Source organism: Nonomuraea glycinis (genome assembly GCF_035920485.1).
GTDB classification, from domain to species: Bacteria; Actinomycetota; Actinomycetes; order Streptosporangiales; family Streptosporangiaceae; genus Nonomuraea; species Nonomuraea glycinis.
This window is the reverse complement of sequence record NZ_CP109166.1, coordinates 217,917-231,612: the sequence shown is the minus strand read 5'-3', so window position 1 is coordinate 231,612 and position 13,696 is coordinate 217,917. Positions and strand designations below refer to the sequence as shown.

Below are 13,696 nucleotides of genomic sequence, written 5' to 3'. Positions count from 1 at the left end.
GAACCCCGAAACCCCTCTCTTCGAACACCTGGTCCTCCGCCTGCGCAGGACCATGTGCGTGACCCATCACGGAGAGGCAGGGTCAGGCGACCGACAGCATTGGGGAGCTCTCGACTTCAGCACCTTCGACGGCCGGAGCCCGGCTGAGCGGTCCGGCCGTACTCGATGTCGCCGTTGAAGAACATGCCCGTCGGGTTGAGCATGCGATGAAATCATCGGCAGGCGCAGAGTGGCCGGGTACGACCCATGACCGCCGTACGTCGTCTACGACCTGATCAGAGAGTTCCGTGAAGCGGTTGCGCTCTTGGCGCGTCTGTCCGGGTGAAGACGTACAGGTAGGGGTTGCGGGGCCGGACGTCCGCCGCGGCCTTGGCCAGGGCGAGCGCGCCGTCGGCCGAGGTGCCCAGCGGCGGGATGAAGCAGGCGTCCGGCAGCAGGTCCCGCACGGTGCTCTGGAACGGGTCCATGATCAGGTCCGCAGCGTCGAACAGGCGCCCACCCCAGGAGAACACCGGCTCGAGCCCGGTGGCGGCGGCCACGGCGGTCTGGGCGAGCTGCCGCCCGGCCTCGGCCCAGATCCGGCCGGCCACCCGGTCTCCCTCGCGGACCGCCTCGGCGACGGACGGCGCGAACGACGCCAGGTGGTGGGCCGGCGAGGTCGACTGGTAGACGAGCCCCACCAGGTCCAGGGGATGGCCGAAGCGGGCGGTCATGCGTTCGAGCAGGGCGGGCGAGCCGCCTATGCGGCCGTCGTGTGCCCGCAGGGCGGCCTGCAGGCCCTGCGCGCCGATCCATGCGCCGCCGCCGTGGTCGCCGAGCAGGTGCCCCCACCCGTCGGCCTGGTTCCACACGCCGTCGAGGTCGGTGCCGAGCGTGATGACGCCCGTGCCCGCCGCCACGACGACTCCGGGCCGGAACCCGAGCGCGCCGACGTGCGTGGTCACCATGTCGCCCGCGACGACGAGCGCGCCCAGGCCGAACCGGTCGCCCAGCGTCTGCCACAGCGTGCCCGGCTCGCTGACCAGGCCGGGCAGCCCGGTCACGCCGATCACCATCCCGGCCAGTCGCTCCACGCCCGCGCCCTCGATAGTGGTGGCGATGCGGGCGGCGAGCCGGTGCAGGTCCACCCGGCCCCGGTGGCGGGGCACGGGGGCGGTGTCCTCCACGTACGCGCTGACCTCGTCGCCCTCGATCTTGACCCTGATCCCGCCGCCGCCGACGTCCACCCCCGCATGAGCAGGCAGGCTCATCGGGCCTGCCCGCCGAGCGCGGCCACCGCGGCCCGCACTCCCGAGTACTGCACCAGCGCCGCCCGCGCCCGCTCCGCCGGGCAGCCGGTGAGCAGCCGCACCAGTGCCTCGGGAATGCGCCCCGACGCGTCGGCCAGCGCGGCGCGGCAGGTCGCCTCGTCCGTCCCCGAGGCCTCCATGAGGAGACTCACCGCCCGCTCGGCCAGCTTGGTGTTGGTGGCCACCAGCCCGACCATGAGGTTCCCGTACGTCCGCCCCGCCTTGATCATGAGCGCCGTCGAGAACGCGTTCAGGATGACTTTGGTCGCCGTCCCCGCCTTGAGCCGGGTGGAGCCGGTCAGCGCCTCGGGGCCGGTGTCGGCCACGACGACGATGTCGGCCAGGTCGCGCGCGGCGGCGTCCGGGTTGCAGGTGACGAGCACCGTCAGCGCGCCCGCGGCCCGCGCCCCGCGCAGCGCCCCGATCACGTACGCGGTCGAGCCGGACGCGGTGACGCCGACCGCCACGTCGGCCGCGCCGACCCCGCCGGCGTCGGCGGTGCCGAGCGCGCCGGCGTCCTCGCGGTCGATGGAGGAGTCGGTGAGCGCTTGCGGGCCGCCCGCGAAGTGCGCGGTGAACAGCTCCGGCGGCGCGCCGAACGTCGGCGTGATCTCGGTGGCGTCCAGCACGGCGAGCCGCCCCGAGGCGCCCGCGCCGAAGTAGTGCACCCGCCCGCCGCGTGCCAGCCGCGCGTGCGTCTCGTCCACCGCCTCGGCCAGCCGGCCGGTCGCCGCGCGCGCCGCCTCGACGGCCCGGGCGTCCTCGTCCAGCAGCAGCGCCAGGACGCCGGTGGAGTCCTGGGCGTCGATGTCGCCGGTGCGGGGGTTGCGGCGCTCGGTCGGTGGTACCTGGGTCATCGTGCTCCTTGTCCGGGTTCGAATGCGTCCGCGTACGCGGTGTGCAGGCGGCGCGACTCCACGGCCAGATCACCGGGAACGGCCCCGGGATCGACGGGGGCCGCGCCCTCCCGCAGGAACAGCTCGGCGCGCTCACGCAGCCGTTCGCGCAGCTCGGGCTCGCCTTCTGGGCCGTTCAGCCCTTCCGCCCACAACTTCCAGCGGTCGCGGTAGTAGCCGCCGAGGAGCCCCGCCCAGTGCCGTCCCGCGTAGTCGTCGAGCAGCGGGCTGTCGGAGGTGCCCCACACGGTGATGATGCGGCGGGCGTTGTCGCGCAGGATCTCGGCGTCCGCGGGCCCGGCGGCCCACGACACGGCCCTGGCCTCCCAGGCGTGGAAGGTGTACTCGGGGCGGCAGGCCAGCGTCCGGTCCAGGTCCTCGAAGAGGCGCAGGAACCGGGCGACGCTCGCCGGGTCGCCGGCCGACTCCACGACGTCGAGGTAGTGGTGGTCGGCGACCCTGGCCATGTACGCGATGGACGTCTCGGCGAGGTCGTGCCCGAGCGGACCGGCCACCAGCCCGGGCTCCCGCTCGGCCACCTCGATCATCCGTTCCCAGGCCCGCGCCAGCTCGGCCGGGTCGTACCAGAGGGGACCGGTCGGCGTGCGCGTGTAGGAGGGCTCCGCGGTCAGGACGCCCTTGAACTGGTCGGGGGCGATCCGCAGACCGTCGGCGGTGTAGACGGTGGCCAGCAGCCCCTGCCAGGCGGCCCGCAGTTCTTCGGTGAACCGGCCGCCGTAGCGCTGGGTCACGAATGCGTCGAGCCAGGCACCTAGGTCGGGCACCGCGTTCCAGATCTGGTCGGTCACCAGCTCGAAGAAGACGGGGTTGTTGCGGGTGGCCTCCATGGACAGGCCGATCCCGGTGGGCGGGCTCTGCGCGGTCAGGGCCGCGTCGATGCGGGCCGGCACGCCGGGCAGGTGGGCGACCGGGTCGGTGCGGCCGCCGAAGTTGAGCAGCGAGCACCAGAGCCACGGCTTGCCGGAGAACGCGTCGAACCGCTCCCACAGCGGGTCGTGCTCCGCCCACAGATCGGCCACGATCATCTGGTCGTTCGGGATCGCGTCGAGGAAGGCGTTGACGCGGTCCTCGGTCCAGAAGTCGCGCTGATAGGAGAACGGCCAAGCCTGCATGAGCCAGACCGCCTCCGGGTCGGCGGCCCGCAGACCGGCCAGTGTCGCCGCCGCCACCGCTCCGGGGAAGGCCGGGTCGGCGTCGATGGGGATCATCTCGATGAACGGGTCGGCGGCGTAGCGGTGGTCGGTGCCGAACAGCTTGATCTGGGCGCGGGTGATCTCGGCGCCGATGCGCTCGTACAACGGGTCGGACGGGTCCAGCGACCAGGTTTCGAAACCCTGCCAGGTGCGGCGGCCCGCGCGGGCCGCCGCGGCGATCTCACGCGGGACGTGCCCGGTGAAGGCCGGCAGCACGGGCGTCATGCCGAAGGCACGCTCGCGGTCGAGGATGCGCGCGCCGAGCTCACGGTGGCCCTCGATCCAGGACGTGGGGAGCGGGCCCGCGAAGTCGTCCATGCAGCCCATGAACTGGAACGGCAGATAGCCGGGCCCGCCCAGGAAGCTCCTGATCTGGTCGTCGTCGAGGCCGAGCACGGAGTAGGCGGCGTGCAGCGCGGCCTCGTGACCGATGACGGCCAGCGGCATGGTGATGCCATGCAGGGCCATCCAGTCGATCTCGCGTTCCCATTCGGTCCAGTCCCAGTAGGGCGTGGTGTAGCTGAAGGTGCAGAAGTTGAAGTAGTAGCCCTCACGCACCCGCGGCGTGCCCTCACGGAGCGGGGCGTCGGGCAGCGACGTCAGCGGCAGGGGCAGGACTGTGTCCCAGCCCACGGACAGGCCGCAGCGCTCGCGCAGGTAGTGGTGCAGTGCGACGGAGGCGCTCACCCCGTCCGTCGCGCTCACGGTGAGCACGCCACCCTTCGCCTCGTACGCGTAGCCGCGTCCTGCGCTCTCGCGCGCGGCGAACCGGACCGGCTCCGCCAGGGGTCCGAGAACGCGGCGGGCCAGTCCGCGTACGACGTCCGCCCATGCCGTCTCTTCGCCGGACAACATCGCAGTTCACGCCTCTCGACGGATTAGTTCCGTACCATACATAATTATTATGCTAGCGTGCGCCGCACCACAAAGGTGAGGAGACAGTCCATGGAACCGCTGGTCGCCGCGGGCACCCAGTTCATGCGGGAGGTCAACGCGGCCGCGGTCCTGACCCGGCTGCGGGCCGAACCCAGCATGAGCGTGTCGGCGCTGGCCAAGGCGGTCGGGCTGTCGCGGCAGGCCGTCACCCGCGCGCTGAACGCACTGGCCGAAGAGGGCCTGATCGAGTTCGGCTCCCTGGATCGTGACTCGACCCGGGCCGGCCGACCGGCGCAGCTCGTCAGGTTCCGCGCGGAGGCCGGCCACGTGCTGGGCGTCTCGATCAGCCCGCAGGACCTGCGGGTGGCGGTGGCCGATCTGTGCGGCACGGTCGTCGCGTCCGACGCGGTGCAGTTCGGCGCCCACCCGAGCGCCGACGAGGTGGTGCGGACCCTCCTGTCCACGATCGAGCGCACGCTCGCGGCGGCCGGCCGCACGAGCCTGTGGTTCGCCTCCATCGGTACCCCCGGCATAGTCGACCCGGCCTGCGGCGTCATCAAGCTCATCCCGAGCATGCCGGGCTTGACCGGCGACGTCCTGCTCAACCGGCTCAAGGAACCGCTCGGCTGCCCGATCTACCTGGACAACGACGTCAAGCTGGCCACGCAGGGCGAACGCAGGCCCGACGTGGAACGGCGCGAGGACTCCCTGGTCATGCTGCACTGGGGCGAGCGCGTCGGCGCCGGGATCGTGCTCAACGGTGAGCTCTACCGCGGCGCCTCCAACGACGCGGGCGACATCGGCTTCCTCGACCTGTTCGAGGACGGCGGGTCGCCGAGGTCCCGGCACCCGCACGGCCTCGGCCCCTTCGAGGACCGGGTAGGCGGCGAGGAAATCGTTCGCCAGGCCACGGCTGCGGCCGGGCGAGCCGGTGACGGCGAGTTCCTGTCCCGGATCGAGGCGGCGGGCGAGCGCGCGTTCGAGGCGGTGCTGGCCGCGTTCGCCGACGGCACGCCGGCCGCCGTCGAGGCGATCGACGTGGTCGCCCGCCGCTTCGCCAAGGGCATCTCGGTGATCAGAGCGATCCTCAATCCCCGGCTCGTCGTCATCGGCGGGCCGATGGCCCGATGCGGTGAGCCGCTGCTCGCGGCGCTGCGGCGGCATCTGGCCGGCGAACCTCTGGATCAGCCGGTTCTGGAGGTCTCCGCGCTCCAGCAGGACGCCGTCGTCCACGGAGCGCTGCTCCACTCGCTGGATGAGATCGAGCGCACCAGGTTCGGCCTGGTGAGAACCCCCTTGTCGTCATGAAGGCCGCCGAGGTTGCCGCAGCATGACGTCACCACCAGATACAGGAGGAATGTCATGCATATGACGACACCGCCCCGGCGGCACGCCCTCGTGGCGCTCGGCGTCACGGCGGCACTCGCGCTGACGGCCTGTGCCGGCACCGGCGGCACTAGCGCCCCGGCGCCGGTCAAGCAGGCCGACGTGTCGACGACCATCCCCAGCGACCCGGTGACGCTCACCCTGGCCTACAGCAACGATCCGCCCACCCAGCTGCTCATCGACGGCTTCAAGAAGAAGCACCCGAACGTCACCATCAAGCCCCAGATGACGCCGTTCAACGACTACATCAAGTCCATCAAACTGGCGATGTCAGGCGATGCGGCGCCGGACATCGCGCAGTACAACCCGGGCGCGATGAACACGCTGGTCCCTGCGGGCCTGATCCTCGACCTGAACCCGTGGGCCAAGGCGTACGGCTGGACGGGCAAGTTCCCGCCGTCCACCCTGGAGATCCTCAGCTCCGACAAGACGGCCAAGCAGTTCGGGACCGGCGGCCTGTACGCCGTGCCCGGGGGCCTGTCCGTGGTCGGCGTCTACTACAACAAGACGATGGTCAAGGAGGCGCCGAAGTCACTGCCCGAGTTCGAGGCCGCGTTGCAGAAGGTCAAGGACTCCGGCGGCAACCCGCTGAGCCTGGGCGCGCTCCAGGTCGGCGGCTTCCACCTGTGGAACGCACTGCTGAACGTCACCGGTGACATGGCCGACTACCGCGGCTGGGTGTACGGCAAGCCGGGCTCCACCATCGAGACCGACGCCGCGCGCAAGGCCACCGAGACGCTGACGAACTGGGCGAAGAAGGGCTACTTCCCTGAGGGCGCGAGCGCCACGGCCGACCCCGACGCGCTGGCGAACTTCGCCAAGGGCCGGAGCGCCTTCCTGGTGACCGGCAACTGGGGCGCCACCGCCCTGGAGAAGGACCTGGGCAAGGACGTCGGCTTCTTCCTGATGCCCACCCCGTCAGGTGAGCCCGCGAAGGTGGCCTCGGGCGCGAGCGTCGCGTACGCCATCTCGGCCAAGTCGAAGCACCCGAACGTCGCCGCGGCGTTCCTCGACTACCTGAGCTCGCCGGAGGCAGCGAAGATCGAGTTCGACGGAGGCTTCATGCCCGTCGACACCAAGGCCGAGGTCGGCGGCGAGGGCCTGCGCGGCGAGATCGCGACCGTCTTCGCCCCGGTGGCGCAGGCGAATGGGATCGTCCCCTTCCCCGACTACGCCTCCCCCGGCATGATCGACAAGCTGACCCCGGGCATCCAGGCCCTGATCGGCGGCAAGATGACGACCGACGCCTTCCTGAAGTCCCTTCAGGAGTCGTGGGACGGACACCATGGCAGGTGAGCTGAGCTCACCCGCCGCCCCGCCGCGCGCCACTCCGGTGCGCGGCGGGGAACCGCGGGTCCTCCACCCCCCGAAGCGACGACTGCGCGGCTGGCTCTACGTGCTGCCCGCACTCGCCGTCTACCTGGGCTTCGCCATCTGGCCGGCGATCAACACGGTGCGTCTGTCCCTGCTGTCCTGGGACGGCATCCTGCCCGCCACCTTCGTGGGCATCGAGAACTACATCAAGATCTTCCGGGACTCGGCGCTGTTCGAGGCGATCCTGCACAGCCTCGTCCTGATCGTCTTCTTCTCGTTCATCCCCATCGCCGCCGGCCTGCTCATGACGGCCCTGCTGATGGGCAAGGTGCGCAAGGGGATGACGTTCTTCCGCGTCGTCTTCTTCCTGCCGCAGGTGCTGCCGTTGGTCGCCGTCGGCATCACCTGGCGCTGGCTCTACAGCGACACCGGTGTCATCAACCAGATCCTCGACGTGGTGGGACTGGGGTCGTTCGGCCGGGCCTGGCTGGGCGACTACCAGCTCGCACTCACCGCGCTCGGCCTCATCGGCACCTGGTCGATGAGCGGCCTGTGCATGATGCTCTTCCTGACCGGCGCGCAGAAGATCGACCCGTCCCTGTACGAGGCGGCCAAGCTCGACGGCGCGAACACCTTCCGGCAGTTCCTGCACGTCACGCTGCCCGGGGTGCGCAAGGAGATCACGGTCGCCGGCGTCATCACCACGATCGCCGCGCTGGCGAGCTTCGACCTCGTCTTCGTCACTACCAACGGCGGCCCCGCCGGGCAGACCAACGTGCCAGGGCTGCTGGTTTACCGACTGGCCTTCAACGAGGGCGACATCGGCGGCGCCAGCGCGCTCGCCGTCGTGCTGACCGTCATCGTGATGGCCGTGGTCGGCGGCATCCGATACTTCACCAGGGACAGGGATTGAGCATGCGTGGCGGAGTCGGTCTCAGGTACGGAGTGCTCGTCCTGCTGACGGTCATGATCCTGGTGCCGTTCGTCGGCATCATCCTGGCAGCCCTGCACCCTCCGGGCGCGCAGCTCGACGGGCTGAGCATTCCGGACCGATGGTCGTGGGAGAGCTTCGCGCTGGCCTGGCAGCAGGGCAACTTCACCGCGCTGATGCGCTCCAGCGTGCTGATCGCGGCCTTCGTGGTGCCACTGTCGGTGGTGCTGGCCACGCTGGCCGGGTTCGGGCTGCAGATCCTCAAGGTGTGGGGCAACAAGACGCTGTCGTTCGCGTTCGTGATGGGTCTCACGCTGCCGATCGAGGTCATCGTGGTGGCGCTGTACTTCAACCTGCGCGAGGTCGGTCTCACCAACTCCTACACCGGCATCATCCTGGCCGAGGCGGCGCTGTTCATGCCGTTCGGCGTCTACTGGATGCAGACGCACTTCTCGAACATCCCCGGCGAGCTCGTCGAGGCCGCGCGCATCGACGGCGCCAGGGACATGGTGGTGCTGCTGCGGGTGCTGCTGCCGATCTCGTGGCCGGCCCTCACCACGTTGTCGGTCCTGTACTTCATGTGGTCGTGGAACCAGTTCATGCTGGTACTGGTCATGATGCAGGATCCGGAACGGCGTACGGCACCGGGCGGCCTAGGGCTCTTCGTCGGCCAATACACGACGGACATCCCCCTGCTGGCGGCGGCCTGCCTGATCGTCGTCGCACCGATCGTCGTGGTGTACCTCGTCTTCCAGCGCAGCTTCGTCAGCGGCATCACCCAGGGCGCCATCAAGGGCTGACCCCTCCCGGCGGACCGGGAGCTCGAACACTCGATTCGCTGATGTTCCGCAGCGCCGTGCCGCCCGCCGCCGGTCGGTTCGGGGTGGCGGCGGGTTCTACTCGGGTTGACGTCACTGGACCTGTCCGAACCGGAGGACAGGACGACCCGCGCCCCACGCAGGCCGTCGCGACACGACTTGGTGCGATGCTCCTCATGCCCGATCGGTGCGGCCCGGCGGGTTGCGCCGTGGCTTGATGATCACGTCCGGCACCGGCGGCGCGGGAAGGCGGCGCCCGTGGTAGCCCTCGACGCTTCCGAAGCGGTCCGAAGCGGCCTCCCAGTCCTGGCGGGCTCGCAGGATCTCCTCGTGGTCGCGGACGACGAAGTTCCACCACATGACGATCTCCTCCTCGAACGGCGGGCCACCGAGCAGGATGGTGCGTGCCGGGCCGTCCGAGCGGTTCGTCACCGTCAGGATGTCGATGCCCGGCGTCACGTAGCCGAGCTCCCCCGCGGGGACCGCGGTACCGTCCAGGCGTACGTCACCGGCATCGACGAGCAGGCCGTGTTCGAATCCGGGGTCGACGGACAGCGTGACCGTGGCGTGCGGCTCGAGGTCGAGCTGCGCACCCAGCAGGGGTGTGAACGTCCGCACCGGCGAGGTCTCGCCTGCCACTGAGCCGAGGAAGACCCGCAGCTCGGCCCCGTCGATCCGCACGGGCTCCGGCACGTGGTGCTGGAAGTCACGCCCGGCTTCCCGGTCCGCGTCGGGCAGGGCCACCCACAACTGGACGCCGTGGAGGACCGTGGTGTCCGCAGTGGAGACCTCGGAGTGGGCGATGCCGTGGCCGCCGGTCATGAGATTGAGCTCTCCTGGACGGATGAGCGAGTGGGTGCCGAGGCTGTCGCGGTGCTCGATGGTGCCGCTGAAGAGCCAGCTCACCGTCTGCAGCCCCGTGTGCGGATGCGGCGGCAGGTCCATGCCGGCCGCCGGCACCTCGACCGGTCCGTAGTGGTCGGCGAAGCACCAGGCGCCGATCAGGGTCCGAGCCCGCTGGGGAATCGTGCGCCGCACCCGCAAGGCCCGGGGTCCGCCCAGGGGCACGTCACGGGCCGCGAGCACCTCGACCCCGGTGGTGCTTGCGACCTGTGTCCTGGACCGCATCACGTCCGAGGCCGCTTCCGGATTGCTCATTTGGACCACTCCACGATCGTGTCGGGTACGGCTGCCTGGGTCAGAAGTCGGAGCTCGGCGGCCTGGACGTTGGCGCCGAAGGCGGGGGTGCCCGGCTCGAGTCGGACACCCTCGGCGAGAGGTCCGATGGGCACGGGGTCGAAGCCCAGGTCGTCGACGAGCGCCGCGACCTCGGTGACGGCTGCCTCGCTGTCACCGGCGACCGCGATCGCCTTGCGGCCCGGCGCCCCGGCGGGCCGGCCCTCGTCCTCCAGGTCGTGGTACCCCATGTGGTTGAAGGCCTTGACGACGCGTGCACCGTCGAGGAAATGCCGCACCTCCTCGCTGGAGGAGACGCCGGGCGCGACGAACCGCTCGCGGGGCCCGTCGACCTCCCACCAGTGGTTCATGGTGTCGATGACGAGCTTGTGGCGCAGCTCGTCGGTCGGGAGCGCGCGATACTTGCTGAGCGGGAGGGCGAGAATCACGACGTCGGCGTCCCGTACGGCTTCGACGGCCCAGACGGCGGTGGCGCCGGGCGTCAGGACGTCGATGGTGAGGGCGATCTTCGCGGGGTCCCCCGACCCCGCGACGAGTACGCGATACCCGGCGGCGAGAGCGAGGCGGGCCAGGACCGTGCCTACCTTGCCGGCCCCGAGGACGCCGATGGTGCGTACGGCCGTGCTCGCCGTCATCGGGCCACCGCCGGCGTGCTGGGCTCCTCGGCGAGCAGCTCGCGCACCATCGGGATCACCTTGGTGCCGTACAGCTCGACGGCGCGCAGACGGTCGCCGGCCGAGACGGAGCCGGCGGCGGAGTAGATCAGGTCGAAGCGCCCGACGTCGAGCGTGCGGATGGCACGGGCCATCCTGCACGCGACGGTCTCGGGCGAACCGACGTAGAGGGAGCCGTGCTCGACGTCGGCCTCGAACTCCGCACGTCGCAGAGAGGGCCAGCCGCGCAGGGCGCCGATGCGGTCGCGTATCTCCTTGTAGCCGGGCCAGAACAGTCGCTTGGCCTCCTCGTCGGTCTGGGCGACGAAGCCGGGCGAGTGCATCCCGACCGGGTGGGCGGTGGTCTCCAGCTGTTCCGTGGCGCGCCGGTACAGCTCGACGTACGGGGCGAACCGGTCGGGTGCGCCGCCGATGATCGCGAGCATGAGCCGGAACCCGTACCGCGCGGTACGGATGACGGACTGGGGCGACCCGCCCACACCGACCCAGGTCGTCAGCCGCCCGGACTCCGTCTTGGGGAACACGTCGGCGTCCTTGAGCGCGGCGCGCGTGGTGCCCTCCCACGTGACCGGTCCCTCGTCCAGCAGCTTGTGGAACAGGTCGATCTTCTCCTCGAAGAGGATCTCGTAGTCAGCCAGGTCATACCCGAACAGCGGGAACGACTCGGTGAACGACCCGCGGCCCAGGATCACCTCGGCGCGCCCGTTCGAGAGCGCGTCGACCGTGGCGAAACGCTGGAAGACGCGCACCGGGTCGTCGGAGGACAGGACTGTCACACCCGAGGCGAGGCGGATGCGCTCGGTCCTGGTGGCGATGCCGGCCAGCACCGTCTCGGGAGTGGAGATCGAGTACTCGGGGCGGTGGTGTTCACCGAGAGCGATGGCATCCACGCCGACCTGGTCGGCGAGCACCGCCTCTTCCACGACAGCGCGGATCGCCTGGCCATGGGAGACGACCTTTCCCTGATCGTCGCGAGGTAGGTCGCCGAAGCTGTCGACACCGAACTGGACGGCGGTGCTGTCGGTCATGGGTTCGCTCCTTGGGTGATCCGGGTCTCACCGTGATGGGGGATTGACGTGTCAATCCTGTAACGTACAGAGTTGACGTGTCAATTCCCGGAGGTGTCATGGCTCAGAAGAAGCGCCGCACGATGCCCACGCGTGAGGAGCTGCGCATCTGGCGCAACTACATCGAGACCGCCGAAACCTTGCGCACCCTCCTGGAGGGACGGCTCCAGAGCGAGTCGGCCTTGTCCTCCGCTGACTACCGAGTGCTGCTCGCACTGAGCGAGGCGGATCGGAGAACGTTGCGTTCCTCCGAGCTGGCCCAACTGATCGGCTGGCAACGCAGCCGCCTGTCACACCACCTGGGGCGGATGGAGAAGCGCGGGCTCGTACGCCGAGCCCCGTGCCCCGACGACGTCCACGGCATCGACGTGCGGCTGACCGACTTCGGAGCGGAGTCGTTCCGGCGCGGCTCGGTGCCGCACCTGCGTGACGTGCGCGAGCTCTTCGTTGACGCGCTCTCCCCGGAACAACTGGCACAGGTCGACGAGTTCACTGAGGCGCTACGCCGACATCTCGACCCCGAGCCGTAGCGCGTACATCACGAGAAGGGAACTCCACGACCACCACGGTGTGAACCCATATACGGCACTTCCCCCAACGAGAGGATCACAGCAATGAACGATCAGAACCAGCAAGAAGTGACCATCCGCGACAACCCCGACGAGGGCCGCTTCGACGTCCTCGTCGAGGACACCCACGCCGGGTTCTCCATGTACAAGGACTTCGGAGAGATGCAGCGCATCTTCTACCACACGGTGATCTTCGATGAATTCGAAGGCCGCGGTCTCGCCGGCACGCTCACTCGCACCGCACTGAGCACCAGCGCCCAAGCCGGATATCGCATCGTGGCGGTCTGCCCCTACGTCAAGAAGTGGCTCTCCACGCACCACGACTTCGACGACTTCACCGACCCCGTGGGCCGGGAGCACCTCCGCGCTCTGCGCTGAACCGTGCATGGGCTCCAGCGTCGCTTGTGTGGGCGGTGGGTATGGCGTCCTGGCTCGACGCGCGCATGGGGGTGACTGCCGGCCCGTCGCGGCGGGTGCGATACCAGACCGCCGCGGTGATGACCGCCAGCAGAACGACGGGGGTCAGGTGGACGACGGAGCCGACACCGGACGAGCGGTCCGCCGAGGCGCCGAGGTCAGCGTGCAGCGCCAGCGCCAGCAGGAGCCCGAAGACGTTGTTGGCGGCGTGCAGGACGACTGCGGTCTCGATGCCGCCGGTGCGCCACGTGATGAGCGCGAACGCTACGCCGACAGCCAGGTACTGGAGGTTCAGCCAGACATCGGTGGACAGGTGGATCGTGGCGAACAGGACGGCGGAGACGACGACGCCCAGGGTGAGAGCGGATCGCGGTCCGCGGCCCCAGCTCCCGGCGACCCGGAAGATCAGCCCCCGGTAGCCGTACTCCTCGCCCGCGCTCTGCAGTGGAACGATGACGATCGTGACCGCGAACATGAACAGCAGGTCGGCGACCGCCCAGCTCCCTGCCGGGGATGGTTCCAGGGCGGCGAGAACCGCCATGTAGATCGCCCAGATCGGGGCAAGGAAGAGGATCGCGCGGCCGAGGACCGCGGGTCGGAACGCCCCGACGACGGAGTGGAGCGAACCGCCCTTGACGCCGTACAACCAGCGCTGGAGGAGCATGCTCCAGGGGATCAGCAGCGCGGTGGAGCCATAGGTGGTGGCCATCGTGACCGGTGTGAACTCCGTACCGCCCGTCACGACGCTGTCCCGCCCGAGCAGGAGGTCGATCTGCCCCCCGAGCTGGGCGAAGGCGGCGCCGAAGCCCACCAGGCCGGCGTTCAGCAGCACTATCGCGAGGATGCCGCGGCCGATGCGGCGCTTCTGCCCCGCGAGCACCAGGTGATACGGCGCGCCTTCAGGGACCGATAAGGGCTGACCCCCCGAGCCGCCGGCGGACGAGGTCTCGGACAGGTGGGGCATGGGGTTTCTCCTCGAGAAGGCGTGCGTCGACAGGGTGTGCGCGGGGCGGGAACATCTGCTGGATCGAGCGATACGGCGCCGAAC

General features: G+C 70.0%; 13 protein-coding genes. 6 read left to right on the top strand and 7 right to left on the bottom strand.

Going from position 1 to position 13,696, the window contains the following annotated elements:
* Window positions 1–275 precede the first annotated feature (275 nt).
* The 3 genes from OHA68_RS01170 to OHA68_RS01160 are packed head-to-tail and all read right to left on the bottom strand — an operon-like array spanning window position 276 to window position 4,254.
* Window positions 276–1,250: an N-acetylglucosamine kinase gene (locus OHA68_RS01170; RefSeq protein ID WP_327105932.1), complete on the bottom strand. Its 975-nt coding sequence runs from the start codon at window positions 1,248–1,250 to the stop codon at window positions 276–278.
* The gene (locus OHA68_RS01165; protein ID WP_327105931.1) at window positions 1,247–2,146 is read right to left on the bottom strand and encodes an N-acetylmuramic acid 6-phosphate etherase; all 900 of its coding nucleotides are present in this window, start codon (window positions 2,144–2,146) and stop codon (window positions 1,247–1,249) included. The genes OHA68_RS01170 and OHA68_RS01165 overlap by 4 nt, the downstream gene beginning before the upstream one ends.
* A complete protein-coding gene (locus OHA68_RS01160) occupies window positions 2,143–4,254 on the bottom strand; it encodes an alpha-N-acetylglucosaminidase (RefSeq protein WP_327105930.1) in 2,112 nt (703 codons plus the stop codon). The genes OHA68_RS01165 and OHA68_RS01160 overlap by 4 nt, the downstream gene beginning before the upstream one ends.
* A gap of 90 nt (window positions 4,255–4,344) precedes the next feature.
* On the opposite strand from OHA68_RS01160, the gene OHA68_RS01155 reads away from it, so the two are divergent.
* From OHA68_RS01155 to OHA68_RS01140, 4 genes are read left to right on the top strand one after another with little or no spacing between them, the layout of a single operon-like run.
* Window positions 4,345–5,583, top strand: coding sequence for an ROK family transcriptional regulator (locus OHA68_RS01155; RefSeq protein ID WP_327105929.1), 1,239 nt, complete (start codon window positions 4,345–4,347; stop codon window positions 5,581–5,583).
* A gap of 54 nt (window positions 5,584–5,637) precedes the next feature.
* Window positions 5,638–6,957: an ABC transporter substrate-binding protein gene (locus OHA68_RS01150; protein ID WP_327105928.1), complete on the top strand. Its 1,320-nt coding sequence runs from the start codon at window positions 5,638–5,640 to the stop codon at window positions 6,955–6,957.
* Window positions 6,947–7,888 (top strand): carbohydrate ABC transporter permease, encoded by a 942-nt coding sequence (locus OHA68_RS01145; RefSeq protein ID WP_327105927.1) that lies wholly within the window; start codon window positions 6,947–6,949, stop codon window positions 7,886–7,888. The genes OHA68_RS01150 and OHA68_RS01145 overlap by 11 nt, the downstream gene beginning before the upstream one ends.
* Window positions 7,889–7,890: 2 nt before the next feature.
* Window positions 7,891–8,706, top strand: coding sequence for a carbohydrate ABC transporter permease (locus tag OHA68_RS01140; protein ID WP_327105926.1), 816 nt, complete (start codon window positions 7,891–7,893; stop codon window positions 8,704–8,706).
* A gap of 192 nt (window positions 8,707–8,898) precedes the next feature.
* On the opposite strand, the gene OHA68_RS01135 is transcribed toward OHA68_RS01140, so the two are convergent.
* From OHA68_RS01135 to OHA68_RS01125, 3 genes are read right to left on the bottom strand one after another with little or no spacing between them, the layout of a single operon-like run.
* Window positions 8,899–9,882, bottom strand: coding sequence for a pirin family protein (locus OHA68_RS01135; RefSeq protein WP_327105925.1), 984 nt, complete (start codon window positions 9,880–9,882; stop codon window positions 8,899–8,901).
* Entirely contained in the window at window positions 9,879–10,556 is a 678-nt protein-coding gene (locus tag OHA68_RS01130) for an NADPH-dependent F420 reductase (protein ID WP_327105924.1), read from the bottom strand. Before OHA68_RS01130 ends, OHA68_RS01135 begins: the two co-directional genes overlap by 4 nt.
* On the bottom strand, window positions 10,553–11,623 hold the full coding sequence (locus OHA68_RS01125) for an LLM class flavin-dependent oxidoreductase (RefSeq protein ID WP_327105923.1): 1,071 nt from the start codon (window positions 11,621–11,623) through the stop codon (window positions 10,553–10,555). The genes OHA68_RS01130 and OHA68_RS01125 overlap by 4 nt, the downstream gene beginning before the upstream one ends.
* 98 nt (window positions 11,624–11,721) lie before the next feature.
* Between OHA68_RS01125 and OHA68_RS01120 the strand changes: the two genes are divergently transcribed.
* Both OHA68_RS01120 and OHA68_RS01115 read left to right on the top strand, forming a co-directional pair.
* The gene (locus OHA68_RS01120) at window positions 11,722–12,192 is read left to right on the top strand and encodes a MarR family winged helix-turn-helix transcriptional regulator (protein ID WP_327105922.1); all 471 of its coding nucleotides are present in this window, start codon (window positions 11,722–11,724) and stop codon (window positions 12,190–12,192) included.
* Between the two features lie 84 nt (window positions 12,193–12,276).
* Window positions 12,277–12,609 (top strand): GNAT family N-acetyltransferase, encoded by a 333-nt coding sequence (locus tag OHA68_RS01115; protein WP_327105921.1) that lies wholly within the window; start codon window positions 12,277–12,279, stop codon window positions 12,607–12,609.
* Here the strand turns inward: OHA68_RS01115 and OHA68_RS01110 are convergent.
* Window positions 12,566–13,612 carry a CPBP family intramembrane glutamic endopeptidase gene (locus tag OHA68_RS01110; protein ID WP_327105920.1) on the bottom strand — a complete coding sequence of 349 codons (1,047 nt, stop codon included), beginning with the start codon at window positions 13,610–13,612 and terminating at the stop codon, window positions 12,566–12,568. The two genes, OHA68_RS01115 and OHA68_RS01110, sit on opposite strands and share 44 nt — an antisense overlap.
* Between the last annotated feature and the right edge of the window lie 84 nt (window positions 13,613–13,696).